The organism is Streptomyces sp. ME19-01-6, from assembly GCF_033793745.1.
Classification (GTDB): domain Bacteria; phylum Actinomycetota; class Actinomycetes; order Streptomycetales; family Streptomycetaceae; genus Streptomyces.
This window is the reverse complement of sequence record NZ_JARAXF010000024.1, coordinates 81,843-105,037: the sequence shown is the minus strand read 5'-3', so window position 1 is coordinate 105,037 and position 23,195 is coordinate 81,843. Positions and strand designations below refer to the sequence as shown.

Annotated in this window: 19 protein-coding genes and 2 pseudogenes; 11 read left to right on the top strand and 10 right to left on the bottom strand. The window is 70.2% G+C overall.

The features are described from left to right. Window positions 1–71 precede the first annotated feature (71 nt). Window positions 72–1,355, top strand: coding sequence for an adenylosuccinate synthase (locus PV419_RS37760; RefSeq protein WP_319696755.1), 1,284 nt, complete (start codon window positions 72–74; stop codon window positions 1,353–1,355). 36 nt (window positions 1,356–1,391) lie between these two features. Here PV419_RS37760 and PV419_RS37755 read toward each other — a convergent pair whose 3' ends face one another. Beyond that, window positions 1,392–3,242: a protein kinase domain-containing protein gene (locus PV419_RS37755; RefSeq protein WP_319696753.1), complete on the bottom strand. Its 1,851-nt coding sequence runs from the start codon at window positions 3,240–3,242 to the stop codon at window positions 1,392–1,394. A 35-nt stretch (window positions 3,243–3,277) separates the two neighbouring features. Between PV419_RS37755 and PV419_RS37750 the strand changes: the two are divergent. Continuing rightward, window positions 3,278–4,227 (top strand): annotated as a pseudogene (locus PV419_RS37750) (RNA-guided endonuclease InsQ/TnpB family protein); the annotation flags it as partial. Between the two features lie 124 nt (window positions 4,228–4,351). On the opposite strand, the gene PV419_RS37745 reads toward PV419_RS37750, so the two are convergent. Next, the gene (locus tag PV419_RS37745) at window positions 4,352–6,904 is read right to left on the bottom strand and encodes a serine/threonine-protein kinase (RefSeq protein ID WP_319696751.1); all 2,553 of its coding nucleotides are present in this window, start codon (window positions 6,902–6,904) and stop codon (window positions 4,352–4,354) included. 331 nt (window positions 6,905–7,235) lie between these two features. Here PV419_RS37745 and PV419_RS37740 point away from each other — a divergent pair, with 331 nt between their 5' ends. The 6 genes from PV419_RS37740 (at window position 7,236) to PV419_RS37715 (ending at window position 13,962) form a co-directional block, all read left to right on the top strand. Beyond that, the gene (locus PV419_RS37740) at window positions 7,236–8,627 is read left to right on the top strand and encodes an aspartate aminotransferase family protein (protein WP_319696749.1); all 1,392 of its coding nucleotides are present in this window, start codon (window positions 7,236–7,238) and stop codon (window positions 8,625–8,627) included. 192 nt (window positions 8,628–8,819) lie between these two features. Next, the gene (locus tag PV419_RS37735; protein ID WP_319696748.1) at window positions 8,820–9,512 is read left to right on the top strand and encodes a GntR family transcriptional regulator; all 693 of its coding nucleotides are present in this window, start codon (window positions 8,820–8,822) and stop codon (window positions 9,510–9,512) included. 69 nt (window positions 9,513–9,581) lie between these two features. Further along, window positions 9,582–12,155 (top strand): glycosyltransferase family 2 protein, encoded by a 2,574-nt coding sequence (locus tag PV419_RS37730; RefSeq protein ID WP_319696746.1) that lies wholly within the window; start codon window positions 9,582–9,584, stop codon window positions 12,153–12,155. Then, window positions 12,152–12,709 carry a SigE family RNA polymerase sigma factor gene (locus tag PV419_RS37725; RefSeq protein WP_319696745.1) on the top strand — a complete coding sequence of 186 codons (558 nt, stop codon included), beginning with the start codon at window positions 12,152–12,154 and terminating at the stop codon, window positions 12,707–12,709. The genes PV419_RS37730 and PV419_RS37725 overlap by 4 nt, the downstream gene beginning before the upstream one ends. 5 nt (window positions 12,710–12,714) lie before the next feature. Beyond that, window positions 12,715–13,230 (top strand): hypothetical protein, encoded by a 516-nt coding sequence (locus PV419_RS37720; protein WP_319696744.1) that lies wholly within the window; start codon window positions 12,715–12,717, stop codon window positions 13,228–13,230. 81 nt (window positions 13,231–13,311) lie between these two features. Then, window positions 13,312–13,962 carry a hypothetical protein gene (locus PV419_RS37715; RefSeq protein ID WP_319696742.1) on the top strand — a complete coding sequence of 217 codons (651 nt, stop codon included), beginning with the start codon at window positions 13,312–13,314 and terminating at the stop codon, window positions 13,960–13,962. A 56-nt stretch (window positions 13,963–14,018) separates the two neighbouring features. On the opposite strand, the gene PV419_RS37710 is transcribed toward PV419_RS37715, so the two are convergent. Beyond that, entirely contained in the window at window positions 14,019–15,014 is a 996-nt protein-coding gene (locus PV419_RS37710) for a polysaccharide lyase family 1 protein (protein WP_319696740.1), read from the bottom strand. Window positions 15,015–15,172: 158 nt separating this feature from the next. Here PV419_RS37710 and PV419_RS37705 point away from each other — a divergent pair, with 158 nt between their 5' ends. Together PV419_RS37705 and PV419_RS37700 are read left to right on the top strand one after the other, a co-directional pair. Then, window positions 15,173–15,727 (top strand): GNAT family N-acetyltransferase, encoded by a 555-nt coding sequence (locus PV419_RS37705; RefSeq protein ID WP_319696738.1) that lies wholly within the window; start codon window positions 15,173–15,175, stop codon window positions 15,725–15,727. Beyond that, window positions 15,724–16,245, top strand: a complete 522-nt coding sequence (locus tag PV419_RS37700) for a hypothetical protein (RefSeq protein ID WP_319696737.1) — start codon at window positions 15,724–15,726, stop codon at window positions 16,243–16,245. Before PV419_RS37705 ends, PV419_RS37700 begins: the two co-directional genes overlap by 4 nt. Window positions 16,246–16,676: 431 nt before the next feature. Here PV419_RS37700 and PV419_RS37695 read toward each other — a convergent pair whose 3' ends face one another. Further along, on the bottom strand, window positions 16,677–17,021 hold the full coding sequence (locus tag PV419_RS37695; protein WP_319696736.1) for a DUF6247 family protein: 345 nt from the start codon (window positions 17,019–17,021) through the stop codon (window positions 16,677–16,679). Window positions 17,022–17,047: 26 nt separating this feature from the next. Continuing rightward, on the bottom strand, window positions 17,048–17,512 hold the full coding sequence (locus tag PV419_RS37690; RefSeq protein WP_319696734.1) for a hypothetical protein: 465 nt from the start codon (window positions 17,510–17,512) through the stop codon (window positions 17,048–17,050). Between the two features lie 52 nt (window positions 17,513–17,564). Here PV419_RS37690 and PV419_RS37685 point away from each other — a divergent pair, with 52 nt between their 5' ends. Next, the gene (locus tag PV419_RS37685) at window positions 17,565–19,727 is read left to right on the top strand and encodes a P-loop NTPase fold protein (RefSeq protein WP_319696732.1); all 2,163 of its coding nucleotides are present in this window, start codon (window positions 17,565–17,567) and stop codon (window positions 19,725–19,727) included. A gap of 237 nt (window positions 19,728–19,964) precedes the next feature. On the opposite strand, the gene PV419_RS37680 is transcribed toward PV419_RS37685, so the two are convergent. The 5 genes and pseudogenes from PV419_RS37680 to PV419_RS37660 all read right to left on the bottom strand — a co-directional run bounded on the left by PV419_RS37680 (window position 19,965) and on the right by PV419_RS37660 (window position 23,093). Further along, window positions 19,965–20,696, bottom strand: coding sequence for an SLATT domain-containing protein (locus tag PV419_RS37680; RefSeq protein ID WP_415925463.1), 732 nt, complete (start codon window positions 20,694–20,696; stop codon window positions 19,965–19,967). Between the two features lie 203 nt (window positions 20,697–20,899). Next, window positions 20,900–21,214 carry a MazG-like family protein gene (locus tag PV419_RS37675; protein ID WP_319696731.1) on the bottom strand — a complete coding sequence of 105 codons (315 nt, stop codon included), beginning with the start codon at window positions 21,212–21,214 and terminating at the stop codon, window positions 20,900–20,902. A 44-nt stretch (window positions 21,215–21,258) separates the two neighbouring features. Continuing rightward, the gene (locus PV419_RS37670) at window positions 21,259–21,735 is read right to left on the bottom strand and encodes a GNAT family N-acetyltransferase (protein WP_319696810.1); all 477 of its coding nucleotides are present in this window, start codon (window positions 21,733–21,735) and stop codon (window positions 21,259–21,261) included. 6 nt (window positions 21,736–21,741) lie between these two features. Then, window positions 21,742–22,323 (bottom strand): annotated as a pseudogene (locus tag PV419_RS37665) (DinB family protein); the annotation flags it as partial. A gap of 86 nt (window positions 22,324–22,409) precedes the next feature. After that, on the bottom strand, window positions 22,410–23,093 hold the full coding sequence (locus PV419_RS37660) for a TetR/AcrR family transcriptional regulator (protein WP_319696729.1): 684 nt from the start codon (window positions 23,091–23,093) through the stop codon (window positions 22,410–22,412). Between the last annotated feature and the right edge of the window lie 102 nt (window positions 23,094–23,195).

The following is a 23,195-nucleotide window of genomic DNA, read 5'->3' as shown; positions in this document are numbered from 1 at the left end:
TCGACGGCTCTTGTGGTGGCACAAGCCACCACGCACGTTGGACATGCCCCGCCCGGAAGGGGTGTACGCCTGTGCCCGCACTTGTGCTGCTCGGTGCTCAGTGGGGTGATGAAGGCAAGGGAAAGGCCACCGACCTGCTCGGTGGCTCGGTGGACTATGTGGTGCGCTACCAGGGCGGCAACAACGCCGGCCACACGGTCGTCGTCGGCGACCAGAAGTACGCGCTCCACCTCCTCCCTTCCGGAATCCTCTCCCCGGGGTGCACCCCGGTCATCGGCAACGGCGTCGTCGTGGACCCGGCGGTCCTGCTCTCCGAGCTGAGTGGGCTGAACGCGCGCGGAATCGACACGTCCAAGCTGCTGATCAGCGGTAACGCGCATCTGATCACTCCGTATCACACGACCCTCGACAAGGTGACGGAACGCTTCCTCGGAAAGCGGAAGATCGGCACCACCGGTCGGGGTATCGGCCCGGCCTACGCCGACAAGATCAACCGCGTCGGCATCCGGGTGCAGGACATCTTCGACGAGTCGATCCTGCGGCAGAAGGTCGAGGCGGCCCTCGACTTCAAGAACCAGGTCCTCGCCAAGCTCTACAACCGGCGCGCCATCGCCATCGAGCAGGTCGTCGAGGAGCTGCTGGGCTACGCCGACCAGCTCCGCGGCTTTGTCGCGGACACCACCCTGATCCTGAACGACGCCATCGACGAGGGCAAGGTGGTCCTCTTCGAGGGCGGCCAGGGCACGCTGCTCGACGTCGACCACGGCACGTATCCCTTCGTCACCTCCTCGAATCCCACCGCGGGCGGTGCCTGCACCGGGACCGGGGTCGGCCCGACGAAGGTCAACCGCGTGATCGGCATCCTGAAGGCCTACACCACGCGCGTGGGCGCGGGCCCGTTCCCGACCGAGCTCCTCGACGAGGACGGCGACAAGCTGCGCACCATCGGCGGCGAGCGGGGCGTGACGACCGGCCGTGACCGGCGCTGCGGCTGGTTCGACGCGGTCATCGCGCGCTATGCGACCCGGGTCAACGGCCTGACCGACTTCTTCCTCACCAAGCTGGACGTGCTGACCGGCTGGGAGCGGATCCCGGTGTGCGTCGCGTACGAGATCGACGGCAAGCGGGTCGACGAGCTGCCGTACAGCCAGACCGACTTCCACCACGCGAAGCCGATCTACGAGACGCTGCCGGGGTGGTCCGAGGACATCACCCAGGCCAAGTCCTTCGACCAGCTGCCGAAGAACGCGCAGAAGTACGTGCAGGCGCTGGAGGAGATGTCGGGAGCGCCCATCTCGGCGATCGGCGTCGGTCCGGGCCGCGACGAGACGATCCAGATCAACTCGTTCCTCTGAGCCTCTGGGTCATATGAGGCACGGCCCGAGGGCCTCCTAGCGCATCGCGGGAGGCCCGAAGGCCCCTCCTTCCGGCTGCCAGTGCTGGGGCTGCTGCATCTTGGTGACGCGGGACACCACGACCATCGCGAGCACGGCCGCGGGGATCGAGAGCAGATCCTCGAGGATGGACAGGCCGACGGCCATCTGACTGTCCGTGTCAGTCCTGGCGAGGGCCTCCACCGCCGACTGGACGAAGAAGACGACGAGCATCGGCACGTACAGCGCCCACCACCAGTGCAGCACCGCGCGGGAGGCGGGCCGGGTGTTCGGGGGAGTGCTGGAGGCCCAGATGTCGTTGGCCATCTGCTTGGGCAGCCACAGCTGGGCGACCGGGATGAACCATGAGCCGGCCGCGAGGCCGCCGCCGTACCGCTGGCGGCCGGGCGCGAGGAACGTGGCGTTGAGGTACACGCGCCGGAACCACACCGGGAACAGCACCATGAGCGTGATCCACAGCAGCCCGGTGAAGACCTCGAAGATCTGTAAGGAGTCCTTGGCGCTGCCGATCGCGTCCTTGGTACCCGAGTCGCCCAGGTAGTCGTCGTACGCGCTGAACAGCGTGCCGTTCAGGCCCAAATGCGCGACGCTCAGCAGCGCGAAGGCGCCGAACAGCCACATCAGGGTGGCGCCGAGGCCGCGCGAGGTCCGCAGGCTCCTGGCGGGCGGGGAGGAGACGCGGCCCGGGAACCCGTGGTGCGGGTCCGGCCAGGGCTGCCCGGACCCGCCGGCCATCGGGTACGCGGGCTGTGCGCCGGAAGCGTGGAAGGCGGCGGCCGGTGCCCCGGGTGTTCCCGGTGCTCCGGGTGTGGCGGGCCCCGAGGGTGTCGCGTAGGCACTCGGTGTGCCGGGCCCGCCGGGTGCCGCGACGCCCATGGCCGCCATGCCGGACGTCCGCAGGGTGGCGGTGTCGGTGTCGGAGGCCGCGTCTGTGTCCGCCTCCATCTCCAGCAGCTGGAGCGCGTCCCGTCCGAGCTTGGCGAGCAGTTCGCCCGGCAGCCAGGGGCCGGTGGTGGCCGCCTGCGCGTCCGGGGCCGTACGCGCCACCACGTCCTCGACCGAGAGCCGGACGTCCGGGTCCTTGTGCAGACAGCCGGTGATCAGCTCGCGCAGCCCCTCCGGCAGCCCCACGAGGTCGGGCTCCTCCTGGGCTATTCGGTACAGCAGGGCGTGCACCCCGCTGGTCACATTGCCGAACGGCTGACGGCCGGTGGCGGCGAACGCCAGCACCGACCCGAGGCAGAAGACATCGCTCGCGGTGGTCACGGCCTCGCCGCGCACCTGCTCGGGCGACATGAAGCCGGGTGAGCCGACGACCGCGCCCGCCACCGTCAGGCTGGTGCCCACCCCGGTGATGGTCTCCAGGGCCCGCGCGATGCCGAAGTCGATGACGCGCGGCCCGTCGATGGTGATGAGGATGTTGGAGGGCTTCAGATCGCGGTGGATCAGCCCGGCGCCGTGGATGTCACGGAGCGCGAGGGCCAGTCCGTGCGCGAGGGTCCGTACGGACTGCTCGGGCAGCGCCCCGAACTGCTCGGCGACGACGTCGTGCAGGGACGGACCGCCGATGTAGCCGGTGGCCACCCAGGGGACCTCGGCCTCGGTGTCGGCGTCCAGGACAGGTGCCGTCCACTGCCCGCCCACCCGTCTCGCGGCCGCGACCTCACGCTGGAAGCGGCCGCGGAAGTCGGCGTGTCGGGCGAGCTCGGACTTCACAAGCTTCACGGCGACAGTGCGGCCGCGGGCGGAACGGGCCAGGTAGACCCGGCCCATTCCGCCCTCGCCCAGCCTGCCGAGCAGCCGGTACTCGCCTATCCACCGCGGGTCCTGGGCCCCGAGGTTCTCCATCAGACCTTCTTTCGGGGGACCACCGGCCTGGTCCGGTGGTGGGATCGAATTCTTGGACCGGAGCCGCAGAGCGGCGGTCGCTGTACAACGGCGCGCTCCAAGAGCGTCGGGACGCGTACCGGCACAGCTCGAAAACCACTGTCCGGTACGGCGACCAGTCTGCCCAGCTCAAGGAAATCCGGGCGTTCGGCCCCGAGCGCCAGGGGCGCTGGTCGTTCAGCTCGCAGCAGGCGACTTTGCGCCGTCTGGACAAGGCGTTCCAGGCTTTCTTCCGCCGTGTGAAGAGCGGCGAGAAGCCGGGGTACCCGCGCTTCAAGCGTGTCGGGCACGTCCGTGTTCATCAGCACCGGCCCGTCAAGGGCAAGGTCAAGACGATCAGCATCAAGCGCGAAGGCCGCCGCTGGTACGTGGTCCTCGCCTGCGACGACGTTCCGGCCGAGCCGTTTGCGGCCACGGGGTCGATGGTCGGGACGACATGGACACGGTGCACTTCCTCACCGACTCGGGCGGCCGCCACAAGGAGAACCCGCGCTTCCTCCAGGCGGTCCGGCGGCAGCGGCTCGACCATCACCACAAGACCGCCCTCGGCCTGGTCCGCGAACACGATGTGATCGGACACGAACGACTGACAACAGCGGGTATGACCCGTACCCCGAACCCAAAGCCCGACCCCGACCATGGCGGCGTGTTCCTTCCCAACGGTGCCGCCGCCAAGGCCGGGCTCAACCGCAGCATCCTCGACGCGGGTTGGGGGCAGTTCCTGAGGATCCTGGCGAACAAGGCTGAGAGTGCCGGTCGCCGAGTGATCCCGGTGGACGCCCGCAACACCTCCCGCACCTGCCCCGACTGCGGGCACGCCGCGAGGGAGAACCGCGTCACCCAAGCGAAGTTCGAGTGCACGGCGTGCGGCTTCACCGCGAACGCGGATCATGTCGGCGCGCTCAACGTCCTGCACAGGGCCGGGCCGGCCCTCTGCGAAGCTGCCTGGCCAGCGACGCAGGAAACCCGCCGCCTTAGCGGTAGGTGGAGTCACTGCCGTACGGCTCCTGTCCGTGTGCGCTCGGTCGACGACGGGGCGATCGAGTGACGTGCGGTCGACTGACGGGCGATCAGCCTACGCGAGTGAACGTCTGCGTCTGAGTCTCATCGCTGTAGTCGTTCGGATCGTCGTATTCCACACGGAGTTTGTCAGACCCGTCGGCGGTGAAGGTGAGCATCTCGCTCGAAGGGCAGGAGTCCGCCGGGGTCTCGTCGACGACCTCGCCCAGGCTCAGGACCAGTCCGTTGTCGACCGAGACCAGAATCCGCTTGGTCTCGCACTGGTACCTTTCGCTCTCCCCGAGGTCCTCGGTGACCACCGTGCCGATCGCGCCCTGCTTGATGGTGATCTTCAAGGTGGCGCCGGACTCCCCGAACGCGTCCTTGGCCAGCCAGGTGCCCAGGTACTTGTCGGGGATGGGGTTGTCCTTGGGCTTCGAGGGGCGCAGCGTGGCGGACGAGGAGCCGTCCGAGTTGTTCCAGGCGATGCGGCCGTTGCTGCCGAGCTTCAGGGTCTGTTCCCCGACGGCGCTGCAACTGTCCGCGGGGATGCTGGTGTTCACCTCCTCGTCCTCGATGACCAGAAGGCTCTTCACGTCCTTGAGGGTTGCCTTGCTCGAGCAGAAGGAGTCGGAGGCGGCGGTGAAGGTCTCGATGGTCTTCGAGCCGATCGCGCCCTGGGAGATGACGACGCGGCGGATCTTCCCGGTGGCCGTGTCACCGTTCATGATCTCGCCTTCCCAGGAGCCCAGGTACTCGTTGGGGACGTCGCCGCCGGAGCCCAGGGACGTCGAGGACGGCTCGGGCGAGGCCGAGTCGTCGCCGCTGGACGGTGAGTTCGCGTCCGAGGGCGAGGACTTGGTGGGGGGCGTGTGGGTCATCTTGCTGTAGTCCGGCTTCTTGTCCTTGTCGTCGTTGGAGGCGACGTAGGCGAAGGCGGCCGCGCCCGCGATGACCAGGGTCGCGACGATGGCTGAGGCGATGATGACCGGCTTGCGCCTGCTGCGCTTCGCGGGTGGGGGCGGGGGCGTGGGTGTGGGCGCGGGCCCGAACGGCCCACCGGGGCCGCCTGGTCCGCCCGGTCCACCAGGCCCGCCCGGTCCACCCAGGCCGACGGAGCCGAGGCCCGCGGGGGGTGTGCTGGGTGTGGCGTCGAAGGAGGTGACCTCCGGCGGCCCGAAGGCATGCGGAGGCGTGGGCACCGGTTCCGCGGCCTGCGGTGTCGCACCCGGCGGGGTCTCACCCGGGCCCGCGGCCGGCGTCGGCTTGGCGGCCTCCGGGGCCGGTGTGGCCGGTGTGGCCGGCGTGGCGGCGGCGTTCTCCGCCCGCGGCTCGGGCACCGCGCCCGCGGCAGGAGTCTCGGCCTCGCCCCCGGGTGCGGCGGCAGCGCCCTGCGGCGGGGTGGCGGGCGGCTGAGGCGTCTGCGGGGCCGCGGCGGCGGGCGCCACGGGCGCCACCGGCGGTGCGGCGGGCATGGCAAGAGGAACGGCCGGGGGAGTGGCTGGAGGAGTGGCCGGAGGAGTGGCTGGGGCCGCCTGCGGCGGCGGGTTGGTCGGCGGCGGGGGCGTCGGCGGCTCGGCCGGCGCCAGCGGGTACGACGTGGCCGTCGGCGGCGTAGCCGGGGGCGCCGGAATCGACGGCTTGACCCCCGTGAAGCCGGGCGGCGTGGACGGCGGCGCGGGCAGGCCGGGCGCCAGCGGCGTGGCCGGGGTCTCCGCGTCCAGGAGCTGTACGGCGTGCCGCCCGAGCTGAGCGACGAGGCTGCCCGGCAGCCAGGGCTCGTCGGCGTCGTCCGCACCGTCTGGGTTTTCGGGTCCGGCCGTACGCGCCAGCAGCTGCTCCACGGTCGGCCGGGCGGCCGGGTCCTTCCGCAGACAGTCGGTGACCAGCTCCCGCAGCCCCTCGGGCAGCCCCTCCAGGTCGGGCTCCTCCTGGGCGATGCGGTACATCACCGCGTGCACCCCGCTGTCGCTGGTGCCGAACGGCTGGCGGCCGATGGCCGCGAACGCGAGCACCGACCCGAGGCAGAAGACATCGCTGGCCGGGGTGACCCGCTCGCCGCGCACCTGCTCGGGCGACATGAAGCCCGGCGAGCCGACCACGGCGCCGCTGCGCGTGAGGATTCCGTCGGTGACGGTCTCCAGAGCGCGCGCGATGCCGAAGTCGATGACGCGGGGCCCGTCGATCGTGATCAGGACGTTGGAGGGCTTCAGGTCGCGGTGGATCAGGTTGACGCCGTGGATGGCCTGCAGCGCCTTGGCCAGACCGTGACCCAGGATGCGCACCGACCGTTCGGGCAGGGGTCCCGATTCGGCCACGATCGAGTGCAGGGACGGCCCGGCGATATAGCCCGTGGCGACCCAGGGGGTGGCGGCCTCGGTGTCCGCGTCGAGCACCGGCGCGGTCCACTCACCCCCGACCCGCTGTGCGGCCCGCACCTCCTGCTTGAAGCGACGCCGGAATTCGGCCTGTTGCGCGAGTTCGGTCTGCACGAGTTTGACCGCGACCGTACGGCCGCGCGGCGAGTAGGCCAGGAACACCCGTCCCATACCACCCGCCCCGAGCCGACGGATCAACCGGTACTCGCCGATCCAACGAGGGTCCTCGACCCCCAGGTCTTCCATGCGTCGCTGTCCTTTCCCCTGGTCCCCTGATCAGCCCCTCGCCGAAGAATAGAGGGGGCTGAGGGCGAAGTGGACGACGCGGGGGATCCGTTATCGGTTCCGTATCTGGCCGTGTCGATTCTCCATCGGTACCTGGACAAAAGGCGGTGCCCCCCCGGCCGCCCGGCAGTCTGCCCACTCCGTCCCCTCTGGCCACTTCGTCCACTCTGGCCACTCTGGCCACTCTGCCTATGGGGTCGGCCGGCCGCCCGACAGCTTGTCGGTGCCGCGCCCCGGCCACCGGTCCGTACGCTGGGCCCCACCGACCCGCGAGCGATCCGAGGTAGCGAACGTGTCCGCACAGCCCGCGCACTCCGTCCCGACCCCCAGCCCCACGCCCGACCCCGCCACCGGTGCCGCCGTCAAGGCGGTGGACCGGGCCCATGTCTTCCACTCGTGGTCGGCCCAGGGGCTCATCGACCCCCTCGCCGTCGCGGGCGCCGAAGGCTCGTACTTCTGGGACTACGACGGAAACCGTTACCTCGACTTCTCCTGCCAGCTGGTCAACACCAACATCGGCCACCAGCACCCCAAGGTCGTCGCCGCCATCCAGGAGCAGGCCGCCAAGCTGTGCACCATCGCGCCGGGCTTCGCCGTGGACGTGCGGTCGGAGGCGGCGCGGCTGGTCGCCGAGCGCACGCCCGGCGACCTGGACAAGATCTTCTTCACCAACGGCGGCGCCGAGGCCGTCGAGAACGCCGTCCGCATGGCACGGCTGCACACCGGCCGCACCAAGGTGCTCTCCACCTACCGCTCATACCACGGCGCCACCGCCGCCGCGATCAACCTGACCGGCGACCCGCGCCGCTGGGCCTCGGACACCGCCTCGGCCGGCGTCGTCCACTTCTGGGGGCCGTTCCTCTACCGCTCGCCGTTCCACTCCACCGACGAGCGGCAGGAGTGCGAGCGCGCGCTCGCGCACCTGGAGGAGACCATCGCCTTCGAGGGCCCGCAGTCCATCGCCGCCATCATCCTGGAGACCGTCCCCGGCACCGCGGGGATCATGGTGCCGCCGCCCGGCTATCTGGCCGGGGTCCGCGAGATCTGCGACCGCTACGGCATCGTCTTCATCCTCGACGAGGTCATGGCGGGCTTCGGCCGCACCGGCCGCTGGTTCGCCGCCGACCACTTCGGTGTCACCCCGGACCTGCTGACCTTCGCCAAGGGCGTCAACTCCGGCTATGTCCCGCTCGGCGGGGTCGCGATCAGCGCCGAGATCGCCGCGGACTTCGACCAGCGGCCCTACCCCGGCGGCCTCACCTACTCCGGCCACCCGCTCGCCTGCGCCTCCGCCGTCGCCACGATCAACGCGATGGCGGAGGAGGGCATCGTGGAGAACGCCGCCGAGATCGGGGAGAAGGTCATCGGCCCGGGGCTGCGCGAGATCGCCGAGCGCCACGCCTGCGTGGGCGAGGTCCGCGGCCTGGGCGTGTTCTGGGCGCTCGAACTCGTCAAGAACAAGGACACCCGCGAGCCCCTGACCCCGTACAACGCGAGCGGCCCGGCCAATCAGCCGATGGCCGACTTCGCGGCGGCCTGCAAGCGCGGCGGCCTGTGGCCGTTCGTGAACATGAACCGCACGCATGTGGTGCCGCCGTGCACCGTCACCGAGGCCGAGGCCAAGGAGGGGCTGGCGATCCTGGACGAGGCCCTGTCCGCGGCCGACGCCCACACCACCGCCTGACGGCGGCCCGCCCAGCGCCACCAAAAACCGCGTCGTTTTGGTCGTCGTAGGCTCAGAAAGAGATCAAATAACGGTGTAGACGACTTCACCCGCGCACTCTTCGCGTACTTCGCGCAACGGCCCTCGCATATCGTGATGCGAGGGCCGTCCGCATCCGTACGACACGACGGCCGCGGAAGGAGACGGTCCTCGATGCCCGTGCCCGGCACCAGCCCGGTGAAGCGCAACACCCTGCGGCAGCAGATCGCCGAGGCGCTGTGTGACGAGGTGCTCGCGGGCCGGCTTCCGGCCGGACGGCAGTTCACGGTCAAGGAGATGGCCGACCAGTACGGAGTCTCCGCCACCCCCGTCCGCGAAGCCCTGCTGGACCTGTGCGCACAGGGGCTGCTGGACGTCGAGGAACACCGCGGCTTCAAGGTCCACGAGTTCACGTTCGAGGACTTCCAGCACATGGTCAACGCCCGCAGCATGGTGATCGAGGGCCTCTTCCGGCACTCCGTCGAGGAGACCCTGCGCACCATGACCCCGCAGGCCCTGGCCTCGGTGCGGCGTCGCTCCGAGGAGGCCGAGCGCGCCGCGCGCTCCGGCGACCTCGACATACTCATCGGCTACGACCTGCGCTTCTGGCGCGAGCTCTGCGGGCTCGTCGGCAACCCGTACATACTTGACTTCCTGCAGCGGCTGAGGGTGCAGTCCTGGGTCTTCACCGTGCCGTATCTGCGGCGCGTGCCGGATCTGCGCGGGCGGCTGTGGGCCGGGCACGGCGAGCTCACCGCGGCCGTCACCCGCGGCGACGCCGAGACCTCCGAGCGGCTGATAGCCGCGTACAACGCGCACTCCGTCGCGCTGATCGAGCAACTGGCCACCGGACGCGAGAAGAGCTGAGCCGCCGCTCGGGCGCAGATGTGACGCAGGACACACAACCTGCCGGGGATCCGAGGCGGTCACCCTCATGTGCTGCACACTCCGCCCGCCCGCTCCCTGGCCCCTCGGCCCGCGACCGGCACCGGCACCGTTGACCTGACGGTCGTCGTGCCCGCGTACAACGAGGAGCACCGGCTGCCCCGGACCCTCGACGCGATCTGCCGCTATCTGCGCTCCTCGCCCGGCCGCCACGACGAGTGGGAGCTGATCGTCGTCGACGACGGGTCGAGCGACGCCACCGCGGCCGTCGTCCGCGACGCGGCGGCGGCCGAGCCGCGCATCCGGCTGCTGGCCCCGCCCCCGTCCTCGCCCGCGGCCGGCTCCTTCACGCACAACCACGGCAAGGGCCACGCGCTGCGCCTGGGCGTGCTCGCCTCGCGCGGGCGCCGGGTGCTGGTGACCGACGCCGACCTCGCCACCCCCATCGAGGAGTTGGCGCCGCTGCACGACCGGCTTGACGCGGGCTTCGCCGCCGCGATCGGCTCCCGCGCGCACCCCGGCGCGCTGATCGAGGTGGACCAGCACCCGCTGCGGCGGCTGGCGGGCCGGGCGGGCAACCGCGTGATCCGGGCGGTCGCCCTGCCCGGCGTCGGCGACACCCAGTGCGGGTTCAAGCTCTTCGACGGCGACCGGGCGCGCGCGGCCTTCGGGCGGTCACGGCTCGACGGGTGGGGCATCGACGTGGAGATCCTGCGCACCTTCCGCCGCGCGAACTGGCCGGTCGCCGAGGTGCCGGTCCGCTGGGCGCACCAAGCGGGCTCCAAGATCCGTCCATTGGACTACGGCCGGGTGCTCCTGGAACTGCTGCGCCTGTGGCGGCGGGGCGTACGGGAGCGGCTGAGCGCCGGCGCCCTGACCGTGGTCCTCGGCTATCTGCTGCTGTCGGTGCTGCTCTACAAGGGGCTGTGGGCGGACGTCGGCCACCGCTATCTCGTCGACAGCGGGCAGGACCAGAACCAGTGGGAGTGGTTCTTCGCGGTCACCGCCGACAAGGTCCTCGGGGTATCCAGCCTCAGTGACCCCTTCTTCACCGAGCTGCAGAACACCCCGCTCGGGGTGAACCTGATGGCCAACACCGCCATGCTCGGCCTCGCCGTCCCGCTCGCGCCCGTCACCGCGCTCTTCGGCCCGGGGGCGACCTGGGCGCTGGTGCTGACCGGCGGGCTGGCCGGGACCGCGGGCGCCTGGTACTGGCTATTGCGCAAGCGGTTCGTACGCGCGCGCCGGGCCGCCGCGCTCGGCGGCGCCCTGTGCGCCTTCGCCCCGCCGATGATCTCCCACGCCAACGCGCATCCCAACTTCGCGGTGCTGTTCATGATGCCGCTGATCACCGACCGGCTGCTGCGGCTGTGCGAGGGCACCCGCGTCAGGCGCGACGGGGTGGTCCTTGGCCTCTTCCTCACCTATCAGGTCTTCCTCGGCGAGGAGGCGCTGCTGCTCGCCGCCCTCGGCCTCGTCCTCTTCGCGGTCGGCTACGCGGCCTCACGCCCGGCCGAGGCACGTGCGGCGGTGCGCCCGCTGGCCCGGGGGCTGGCCTTCGCCACCGCGGTGTGCGTGCCGCTGCTCGCCTATCCGCTGCTGTGGCAGTTCTTCGGCGCCCAGAGCTACCACAGCGTGCTGCACGGCCCGGCCGGCAACTCGCCGCGCGCCTTCGTGGAGTTCGCGGGCCGCTCGCTGGCCGGGGACGAGGCCACCGCCGACGCGCTGGCCATGAACCGCACCGAGCAGAACGCCTTCTTCGGCTGGCCGCTGCTCGCCCTGACCGCCGCCGTGGTGGTGTGGCTGTGGCGGGATCCGCGGGTGCGGGCGCTCGGGTGGGTGGCCTTCGCGGCATCCGTGCTCTCCCTCGGGCGCACGATCCCCGTGCCCTGGACGGGGATCGTGCTGCCGGGGCCGTGGCGGGCGCTCGCCGATCAGCCGCTGTTCGAGTCGGTCATCGAGTCGCGGGTGGCGATGGCGGCGGTGCCCGCGCTCGGCATCCTGCTGGCCCTGGCCTGCGACCAACTGTGTGCCTTGGGGGCGCCGGGCACCGACAAGGCGCCGGGCGGCGACAAGGCCGGTGAGCCGGGCGGCGTCGACCGGGCGTTGCGGATCGCCGGATGGGCCGCCGTCATCGCCGCCCTGCTGCCCCTCGCGCCCACGCCGTTCACCACCGCCGACCGCGTCCCCGTCCCGTCCTTCATCGCCGACGGCACCTGGCGCGCGCACGTCCCCAAGGGCCGCTCCCTCGTCCCCGTGCCGCTGCCCAGCCCCGGAAACGCCGAGGCCCTGCACTGGCAGACCGCCACCGGGCTCGGCTTCCCGCTCCCCGGCGGCTACTTCAACGGTCCCGACGGCCCCGACCGGAGGGGCATCTACGGTGCGCGGTACCGCTACACCTCCGCCCTCCTCGACGAGGTCCGCCGCACCGGACGGGTCCCGCACATCCGCCAGGAGCAGCGCCGCGCCGTGCGCGCGGACCTCGAATTCTGGCGCGCGGGCGCGGTCGTGCTCGCCCCGCAACCGGGGGACGAGGCGCTGCGTGTCACCTTGGAGCGGCTGCTGGGGTGGCAGGGGGAGTGGATCGGGGGCGTGTGGGTGTGGGAGGTGCACGGAGGAACATGAGGGGGGACCGGGCGGCCGCGGACCGGGCGGAGGCCGAGGGGGCGTACACCGCGTACGTCTCCGCGAGGCTGCCCGCGCTCCGCCGCCTCGCGCATCTGCTCTGCAAGGACCCGCACCGTGCCGACGACGTCGTCCAGGCCGCCCTGACCAAGCTGTACGTCCACTGGGGCCGCGCCCGCGCCGCCGACGACCTGGACCGCTACGTCCACACGATCCTCGTCCGGTGCTTCCTCAACGAGCAGCGCCTCGGCTGGGCCCGGGTCGTCCGGCTCTCGGGCGCGCCGCACGAGACGCCGGGGCTGCCGCCCGTCGCGGGCGTGCCGGACATCGAGACGCGGACGGTCGTGCACACCGCGCTCTCGCGCATCCCGGCACGCCAGCGCGCCGTGCTGGTGCTGCGCTTCCTGTGCGATCTGCCGGTGGCCGAGGCGGCCGCGGTCCTCGGCTGTTCCGAGGGGAACGTGAAGAGCCAGACCGCCCGGGGCCTGGCCCGGCTGCGCGCCCAACTCGGCGGCCGGCCACTTGTTCCGATGCCACCTGTGGGGAAGGAGTAGCCGCCATGCGGGACGACGAGCTGGACCGGGAGGCTGCGCGGTTGCTCTCCCCGCTGCGCGGGCTCGAACCGGGACCCGAGGCGCCGGGGGTTGATGTGGCCCGGGCCGTACGGCACGGCCGGCGGCGGGTGCGGGCGCGCCGGGCGGCGCTGCCCGTGGCCGCGGGACTGGTCGTCGCGCTGGTGGCCGTGGCGCTGGCCATGGCCGTACGCGTACTGCCCGGCGGCCGCGACGCCCCGCCGGCCGACCCGGGCCCGCCCCGCCCCGTGCCGACGACGACCGTGGACCAGAGCCCCACCGAGACCTCGTCCCAGGACACCGACCCGACGGGGTCGGCTCAATCGTCGCCGAGCGGATCGCCGAGCGGATCGCCGAGCGGATCGCCGAGCACGCCGACCACCAAGCCGCCGAGCGGATCGCCGAACACGCCGACGGGGGTGCCAACGGGCGCGCAGACGGGCGCGTTCACGTCCCCGGCGAGCCCGTCCTGGACGACATCCACCACCACCGCGCCCCCCTGACGTACAGGGCTCTTCGCGCGGCGTACGGGGAGCATTACGCTGGGCCGACCATCGACCGTACGGATACGAGAGTGAGATCGCGTGGCATGTGACCTCTGGCTGGTCCCCCTCGTCGATGTGCTGTGTCACAGCCCCGACAACCCCTTCGCGGAGGAGATCGCGGCGTACGACAAGGCGCTCGGTGAAGCCGGACTGCCGCCCGTGCCCGTCTTCGGCTATATGCCGGGCCTGTCCGGGGACGTCGCCCCGGTCGCGGCCTTCGACTACGACGCGCTGCACTTCCTGCGCCGCGCCCATCTGCTGCAGGTCTGCGGGCTGGCGGTCACGCCGGTGGACGAACTCGGCGGGGACTACGAACAGTTGCTGGAGATGTTCGAGCCCACGGCCCAGCAGTCGCACCTGGTGTGGCACTACGACCACGCCGGCGCCTATGTCCCCGTCGACTTCGAACATCCGCTGTCCAACGATGAACTCCTCGAAGGCGGTGGCCCCCTGGGGTCGAGCCACGGCCTGCTGAGAGAGCTGGAGGCGGTCGCCCCGGCGCTCGGCATCGACCCCGCCAACCCCCCGGCCACCCCCGCGCCCCCGGCCCGCCCCACCACCCTGGAGGAACCGGCGGCGCCGATCCCGTACGAGGACAGTCCCTTCGCCCGTGAGCGCCATGTCTGGCTGGGCCTGCACGCGGCGGCGACGCGCAGCCTGGGCCAGGGCTCGATGATCGTCTTCAGCTAGGCGCCCGTCCCCCGGCCGGTCCCGCCCACCGGGTCGGACCGGCACGGAGGTCCGGTTCAGATCTTGCCGACCCCGGCCCCGGCGGGGACGGTGCTGGGCAGGCTCGACGGGTTGTCCAGGGTGTACGCGTAGTACGTGGACGGCTCCTGCACGGTGCCCAGCGTCTGCGGCGTGCCGCTGTTCACGTACACGTTGTTGCGCTCCACCACCCGGCCCGGCCCGCTCTCGTCGTAGCCCGAGTAGATGGGGTGCGGCACGTTCTCGAAGTAGTTGCCCTCCACCAGCACCCCGGCGTCCATCGTGGAGGCCACGCCGTACAGGGTGTTGTTCCGGAAGTAGTTGTTGTAGACGTGCACCGGCTCGCCGAAGCGGACACGCGGGTTGCGCTGGGTGGTGCCGTCGAAGAAGTTGTGGTGGAAGCTGACCCGGAGCGCGCCGGTGTCCTGGGAGCCGTTGGCATCGGAGTGGCCGAGGAGCATGTTCTTGCTGTGGTCGTGGAAGTGGTTCCACGACACCGTGATGTAGGTCGCCCCGCGCACGATGTCGATGAGGCCGTCGGCGCCCGTGGAGAACTCGCAGTGGTCGATCCAGATGTGGTGCGAGGACTGCTGGATGCTGATGGCGTCGTCGTCGGCGCCGGTGAACCGCAGATTGCGGATGATGACGTTCTGCCGGCGGTACATGTCAAGACCGCCGCCGGTGATCTCCGCGCCCTTGCCGAGCCCGACGATGGTCTTGTTCGAGCGGACACCCTGCTTGCTGGAGATGCGGATGGTGCCCGAGACCTGGATGACGTACGGCTCGTTGCGGTCGCAGTAGTCCAGGAACGTCTCCGCGTCGCTGACCGTGACGACGGGCCCGCCGACCCCGCCGGTCGTGCCGTTCTGGCCGAGCGCGTTGATCCCGGCGTAGCCGTCGGGCCCCGCGGCGGCCACGGCGGCTCGCTGCCCGGCGGAGGCGGGCGAGCCGCCCACGAGCAGTGCGGTTGATGTGGCGGCGGCGCCGGTGAGCAGGCGTCGGCGGCTGAGCGGGGGCGGGGGTGATGCGGACATCAGGGGCTCCCTTCGGGCTTTCGCGTCCTTACGGGCATGGGTGCTGGGGCGAGCGCCTTTCCTCAGGCGCTGAATAGTCGCGCCGAACACGCCGAAGGTTGCCGCCCACTTGATTTATTCGATCGCTCCGCGCTCGCGCGCCACGTTAGGTTGGCGCGATGTCAGAGCTGCGAACCGATCGTCTTGTGCTCCGCGGATGGCGGGAGTCCGACCTCGCACCGTGGGCGGCGATGAACGCCGATCCCGAGGTCCGGGAGCACTTCCCGGGCATCCTCACGCGGGAGCAGAGCGACGCGTCCGTGGCCCGCTTCCAGGCCGACCTCGACCAGCGGGGCTGGGGATGGTGGGCGGTGGAGGTACGGGCCACCGGCGAGTTCATCGGCTTCACCGGGCTGGATCCGGTGGAGGAGGACATGCCGGTCACCGGAGTGGAGATCGGCTGGCGCCTGGCCCGTCCGTACTGGGGACACGGCTACGCCACCGAGGCCGCCCTCGCGGCGCTGGCCCACGGCTTCGACACACTCCGCCTCCCGGAGATCCTCGCGCTGACGACGGCCGCCAACCTCCGTTCGCAGGCGGTGATGCGCCGCGTCGGTATGACGCGCGACCCGGCCGACGACTTCGACGACCTGACCGTGCCCGAGGGGCCGCTGCGCCGGAGTGTCGTGTACCGGCTCCTGGGCGCCGATCACCGGTCGATGGCGCGCGGTTGAGCGTCAGTGAGCTGGTGCGAGCCGAGCTGATGCGCCACGACTGGGCGGCGCTGAGATGCGGTTGCGGTGATTCCGCGGAACATGTGCCCTTGATGTTCGAGGCGATCCTCACCGCCGGGACACCGCAGGACATGATCGGGTACACCCTCGACAACCACCTCGAGATCGGCACCAACCTCTTCGAGGCAGCCGTGCCCGCCGTCGGCGTGATCCTCGCCGCGCTGGCGGGAGACCCGTCCCCGCTGGCCCGAGACCACCTCCTGGACACGCTGTGCCACCTGGTCAGCGGTGACTCCCACGCCACCGAGCAGGCACGGGGACGGACACGGCTCGGCGACGAGTGCCGCCTCAAGGCACGCGAGGGCTACTGGCTGATCGCGCGGATCGGGCTCGCCGGCAGCGCGGACGACGCCGAGACGGCGGCGGACATCTGCGAGTGCATCGACCTGGACGACGAGCGGTCCCGCTACTACCAGGCCCTGCTCCGCAAGCGCATGAGCGCGAAAACCAAGCGCTGACGGACGGGTCGAGAGCCCAGCTTCAGCGGGGTGGCTCCGGCGGGCGCTGGCGCGGCATGTTGGGGCGGGTGGCCGGCGGCAACGGGAAGCAGCTCGCGGCCCGGCCGGGTGAGTGGTGCCCGTTTATCTCGAAGTCCATCGCTCCCCCTTGGCCTGGGCTGTTGCGACGACCACCAGAACGGAAGGCCGTCTGTGGGGGCACGGTCATGGGGGCCTATTGCCAGTAGCACTCATCGATCACGATCTGCGGGTCGGTGGTGCGGGGTACGAAGTGGTACCGGAGCCAGCCGCGCCCGTGGTCGAAGTAGAGGACGTGTTCGCCGCGCGGGCGGCGTGGACCAGGGCGCGGGCCTCCTCGGGGAGGGCGTTGTGATTCTTCTCGGCTTCCTTAGTCCAATCGGTTTGCCAGGGTGGCCCCATGAATTCGCTTGTCACTGGCCGGGTTCCGCCTTTGCGGCTTCGCGGCGGAGTCGTCCGGCCTCTTCGATCATGGCCTTGGCGCGGGCGTAGTCGGGTTCCAGGGCAGCCTCGTCCTCCAAGCGGTGAACTTCCGCCTCGAGGCTGGGGTCGCGGGCTAGCGCGTACTCGCCCCACCAGCGGGCCATGAAGGCAGGGACGGGGGCGAGGTCGTAGGTGTCCATGATGTCCCGGCGCCAGTGCCGTTCGAAGTCGACGAGGAGTTTCGGGGCGTGCTGGGCGATGGCGGCGCGGAGTGCCTTGGGCGTCTTCTCGGGCATGGGGGGGACGGTGGCCCCTGTGATGCTGGCGGTGGTCATGAGCGCGGGTTCCTTCAGCGGCGCGGTCAGGCTGCTGCTAGCTTCATCCGATCGGGGGTGGCGTTCTGATCATCCCCGACCGATGGCTTTGTGTCGTCGTCCTTGTCGGAGTTCTCGGTGAACGACTTCTCAGCACGTTGGATGCTGCGGTCTCGCATCCGGTACAGGTTGCTGTTGTCCTCATAGCCGAAGAGGAGCTGAAGGCGCTTCACCCGGCCGTAAGGGAGCTTTTCGCCGACGGATGGTGTCATGGCTGTGCGGACATCGTCGTCCAGCTGCTCGCGCAGCTTGGCCAGGACCACTGATCGCAAGACGACTGCATCTATCACTGCTGTGTCCAGTGCAGCAGTGTTGTCGGCTGGCGGATGCCGGTGTGGTTGCGGCACAACATCGCGCACCGCACCGAGACCGTGGCGGCGGTCCGGTGCGCGATCCAGCAGGCGGGTGCGGGCGGCTGAACCGGGGCGCTGACCTACGGTCGTTGCCGGCACGGCGGATGGGATCCTTGTGCCTGCAATGGCCCGACGACGCGGTGGAGGCGCAGTGGTGGAGCCGGAGCCGGCGCCGTGGGTCTGGAGCCGTCCCGAGGACGAGGCGATCTACCGGAACGCCGTTCGTAGGCTCCGTTCGGAGGACGTCGTGCTCGGGGGCTACCTAGCACGGCACCTTGTGACCGGAGTGAACGAGCAACAGGTAATGGCGGAATTCCATGGGGTTCGGTTCATCAGTGAGTTGCTGGTCTCAGGGTTCCGGGAGTACGACGATTACCAGGCTGCAGTGGAACAGCGTGACCTCACAGCCCGGCGGCATGAGCGGGCGCGGTTATTGCCCAGACGACTCCTCTTGTTGGTCCTACTGGCCACTCTGCACTTGCAAGTCGTGTTCATGCGTCGCCAATGGGAGAAGTCTCTGCAGACCGCCCTCCCCACCCAGGTGGCGCCGATGCTCAGACGCCTCATTGGAGACGATCACGACACCCTGCTGATCACTCCCGATCTCCTGGGGCTCATCGACGTGCACGACCTGCGCTACGTGGTTCCGTACCGGGAACAGCAGAGCCTCATCACGAAGATGGAGTTGATGGCCGGTGGGACCATTGCGATCTCGGGTCCGCGCGGGGTGGGGAAGTCCACTCTACTGAGGACACAAGCGCAGCGATGGGCGGCCGGGCATCTCGTGGTCCCGGTCCAGATCCCTGCCGCTTATATTCCTCAAGAATTCCTGCTCTCCTTGTTCCAGCAGGTGTGTGAGAGATTTATCGAACGGCACGGACGCGCGGCCGATTCTTCCTCTCTCTTCCTGGTCAAACCGCGGAAGCACGTCCTCATACGGCTGCGCGGAGTGGCACCGTTCTGGGCCCGCCTTCTCGTCGGCATGGTTCTTCTGTCCGTCGCCCTGGCACCGGTGGCGCGGGCACTGCACCGGGCGCTGAAGGGTGACGTTCAGGAGTGGCTGACGCGTTCATGGGATGACGCCAGCGGATTCGCCGTGCGGCTGTGGGAGCACCACCTCTGGTTGACGCGCATGCCCCTCGTGCTGCTTGGCCTTGGCGTGTTGGCTTCGCTGCCGAGGTGGCAGAGGAGGTCACCACTGCTCAAGGAGTGCATCAACTATCTCTACCTCCTTCGAACCGCGCAGAGCACAAGCCTTGCGACCAGTGCGGCAGTGACCCCCTTTGCCGCCGGCACCGCGGGAGCCGGTCGCACCACTACGCTCTCGTCGCGCACGCTTAACTTTCCCGAGCTCGTAGTCCATTTCCGGCATCTGCTGGAGCGGATGGCCGAATGGGGCAGAGCTGAGGACGGGAATCATGGTAATGATCGTCGAATCTTCATCATCATTGACGAGATCGACCGAATTGGGACGGCAGAGCAGGCGCGGTCATTGCTTGCCGAAGTGAAAGCTGTATTCGGAATCCCGAACGTATATTTCCTTATTTCCGTTGCCGAGGACGTCGGTGCGGAATTCGTGCGCCGGGGACTCCCGGATCGGGATGTCTTCGACAGTTCGCTGGACGACGTCATCCATCTCAAGCCTCGGACGTTGAGCGAGTCACAAGTCGTACTACAGAACCGGGTACCCGGACTGACTGCCCCCTTCATCGCGCTTGCGCACTGCCTCTCTGGTGGCATCACGCGGGATCTGATTCGATACACGCGTCAGCTGGTTGCCATTCCTGATCGGCGGGGTCTCGGGGAAGGGCGATTGACGGAGGTCGCACGTGAATTGCTCCTGGATGAATTCCAGGAGACGCTATCGGGGTTCCGGACGCTGCTGAGCAGGACAGAAAGCCTAATCGACTGGGCGCCGAATCTGGACGACGCCCGCCTGGCCCTCCTGCTCCCGCAAGAACGCTCAGAGAACGACCGTGCGTCGCTGGCACGCGATGCCATCCAGCGCCTGATCGAGGCGACCACCGCACCCACAGAGACCACCACGGCCAGTCAGACTGACGGCGGACGGCAGCATCGGGACGAGCTTGGTGCATACGGCGACTTCGTCCTGACGCTTCTCGACTTCTTCGCCGGCAAAGAACCCTTTCCAAGCCATGAGGAATTTAAGAACGCAGGGACTGACGGAGATCTGCAACGCCTCGCTGACGCGCGTCTCGAGCTTGCCGTCTCGCCGACCAGTACACGTCTGGTGTTGAAACGCTTCCGCGAGGCGTGGCGAGCGGCCCGCGCCCGCACGGAGGCGGCCTCTTGAATCGAGCGCGGTCCGACGTGTGGGCCGATCGCGCGGCATTGGCCGCGGAGGTGTGCACCGCGTGGGTGGTACCGGAAGCGCGGTTCCCAGCCTGCCTGTCGCGCGCTGTGTCGACGCTGGAGCAGGGCCGGCCGGGTCGAGAGCGTACGCAGTGGGCGAGTGGTCTCGGCCGGCCAGTGAGGTGGCCAATGCCCTCGGCGCGGTCAAAGCGGCCGCGCGCCGACGGGACTCACAGCACTACCGCGGCGGCTCCGGCGGGCGCTGGCGCGGCATGTTGGGGCGGGTGGTCGGCGGCAACGGGAAGCGCCCGGCGGGGCTGCCGCCCTCCGGGCGGGAGCCCTGGGCCACCAGGGCCTGGGTGAACAGCGGCGCCGAGCCGGAGCCGAAGTCCACCATCCAGCCCGCGGTCTCGGTCCGTACGAGCTCCGACACGTCCTCGCAGAAGCGGCGCAGCACGGCGAGGCAGCGCTCCACGGCCTCGGCCGCGGTGCCCTCGGTCGGGCCGAGCACCTCGCGCACGCTCTCCGACGCCCAGTCGAACTGGAGCGTCTCCAGCCGCCGCTGCACGGCCTGGGCCGTCGCCACGTCCCGCATCCACCCCGACGTCAGCCCGAAGAACCGGTCGCACGCCACACACGCGGCGGCGATCAGCAGCATCAGACAGCCCCAACCGGCCCCGCCGCTCAGTACCCCGTTCAGATCCAGCAGCGGCAGTATGGCCCCTACGACCCCCGTGACCGCAGCCCCGACCCGCAGTGCCCGCGCGACCCGCCGCTTCCACACGCGGTCGGTGAGATACCACCGAGCGACCTGCAACGCGCCTTCCTCAACCCACCGGTAGAGCTCGTCGAGACGCTCGGCGGGCTCCCCCCAGTCGCCGTGCGGGAAGGGCCGGCCGAGCAGGTCCCCCTGCTTCTTCGCGCCTTCCTGCCGAGGAAGCCCCTCGGGCTGCATCTCCGGCTGACTCACCCGTGATCTCCCTCTGCGGCTTGCATGTGCGTGCTCGCTGCATCTCTCCTGGCGCGCGGCTGATGCGCAACCACGATACCTACCGCTGAACGGCTGGCCACGCCGCGAAGATCGCAGAATATCCGCCCGTACGAGATGCGTCATCGGATATAGGGGCGTCCAGCCCCTCACCCGAAAGAGTGCCGGGGCGGCCGACGGCGCTCTCACCCCAGCGAACGGTCGGCGACGGACGACACATGCTCCTCGAACCGCTTCCGCGCCTCCGGGGTCAGGCTCGCCAGCGCGACCATGGCGGTCAGGATGACATCGCACAACTCCCGCTCCACATCCGCCCAGGTGTGGCTGTCCCCCTTGCGGGGATTGCCACCCATCACGCCATGGATCGCCTCGGCCACCTCCCCCGCCTCCTCGCTGATCTTCAGCACCCGCAGCAGCCGCGTGACCTCCGGGGCCATGGGGCGGCTCTCCGCGTCCAGCCATGCGACGAGCCGGCGGACGGTGTCCCAGGTCTCTTCCATGACCGGCGAACGTACCCGTTGCGGTGCGCTCTGTGGCGATCGCGTCAGTCGGCCAAGGTGAACACCACTTCGTCGATCTCCTCACCCCGCGCGTTCGCGAAACCACGCTCCCTGCCGGTCACCACGAAGCCGCACTTCTCCAGGACCCGGACGGAGCCGCCGTTGTCCGCCGCCGCCCGGGCGTGCAGCGGCCGCTCCGGTACGGCGGCGAGCAGCGCGCGCAGTGCGGCGGTGGCCGCTCCACGGCCCCAGTACTGCCGCCCGATCCAGTACGTGACCTCGCGCTCCTCCGGCGGGCCGAACACGGCGGCGTGCCCGACGATCTCACCGCTCTCGCCGACGACGGTACGCATGACGACCGCCGGGTCCTGGCGGATGCGCGCCCAGTGGGCGTCGAAAGCGGCGCGGTCCGATGGGTCCTCGGCGGTGAAGGCCGCCATGTGAATCCCCTCGGGCTCGTTGGACTGAGCCCAGAAGGCGGAGAGGTCGCCGTCTTCCACTTCTCGCAGCGTCACCTGCATCAGGGTGCCGACCTTCTCGGCCACGCGCTCCAGCCGGTTCCGGTGGTCCTCCCACCACGACTGATCGCCCGACGGCATGTTCTCGTTGCCGGCCCGCATCCCGACGGCCCCGTCGATGAGCTCCCGGACGATATCGGCGTGACCCGCGTGGCGCTGGAGGTCGGCGATCACATGCACCAGGATCTGGTGCAGTGTCACCTCGCTCCGCTCCTCCGGCCACCACGACACGTGGCCGGTCGCATCGAGCGGCAGCGCTTCGATCGTGGCGTCCGAGTGCTTCCACACGCGGTGGTACAGCCCGACGATGTCCTCACGCGACTCGTCGGCGGTCGCCCACATGTCCGCGTTGGGTTCGGCGTCGAGCGCCATCCAGGGCAGGGGCTCGTCGAACGGCCGTCCGAACACATCGCCGAAGTAGACCTTCTCCACACCGGAAGCGTGTTTGACCAGCCCCAGCAGGTTGGTGCCTGTCGGTGTCAGAGGGCGGCGGATGTCGTACTCGGAGAGCCCGTCGAGCTTCCACAGCAGGGTTTCGCGGGCGGTGCCCAGGTAGCGGTGAAGATTGGCTTTCGCGTTCGATTCCAGCATGCGGCGCAGCCTTTCACCCGGCACCGACAGCCGACCGGTCATCGCCGACCACAGCCGGCGACCGGCGGCTGGGCGTGGCAGGCGCCTCAGCCGGCGCCACGAGCCGACGTGGCTTGGGCGAGCAGCCCGTCGACGAACGTGCGGAGTCCATGGGGGTAGATGTCCCGTGCGGCCAGCGCGGCCCACCGGACGCCGATGGTGGCCAGGTGGGGCACATGGGACGGGTCCAGGTCGTCGCGGTAGGCGAAGGGCCGGCCTTCGTCCCGTCGGCGGGCGGAGTGGGCGCGGACGAGGACCTCGCCGACGGTGTAGTACCAGATGTTGCGGAAGACGTCGACGCTCTGTTCGGGTGTGCATCCGCAGTCGTTGGCGCCGGCCACGATGGCTTCGACCATCCACATCGCCGATTCGTCGAGGAGACCGACGAACCCGTCGGCCGAGAGAACCTCCGCGGCCCATGGCCAGGCCGCGAGGGCGTCGTGCATCGCGGTGGCGGCCGCGACGATGCGGTCCCGGGGGTCACTGGGCAGCGGGGGGCGCTCGGTCTCGTTGATGTAGTGGTTGAGCAGGAGGATCAGCAGGTCATCCTTGCCCTGAACGTGGTGGTACAGGGTCGTCGCCCCGATGCCCAGCTCGGCGGCCAGCCGGCGGATGGTCAGTTTCTCCCAGCCGTCCCGGTCGATGAGCCTGCGGGCCGCCGCCAGGATCTGCGCACGTGAGGTCACGGGTGGCCGGCCGGTGCGGCCGTGCGGTGCGGGCGGTCGGGACATGGCCCCATCATGCCGTCCCGCCGTCCTCCGCCGCGAAACCGGTGCGGGGCGGCCTTTCTCCCTCGACAGCCTTTCTTGTTCGACAGCGGCTGGTCTCGATGC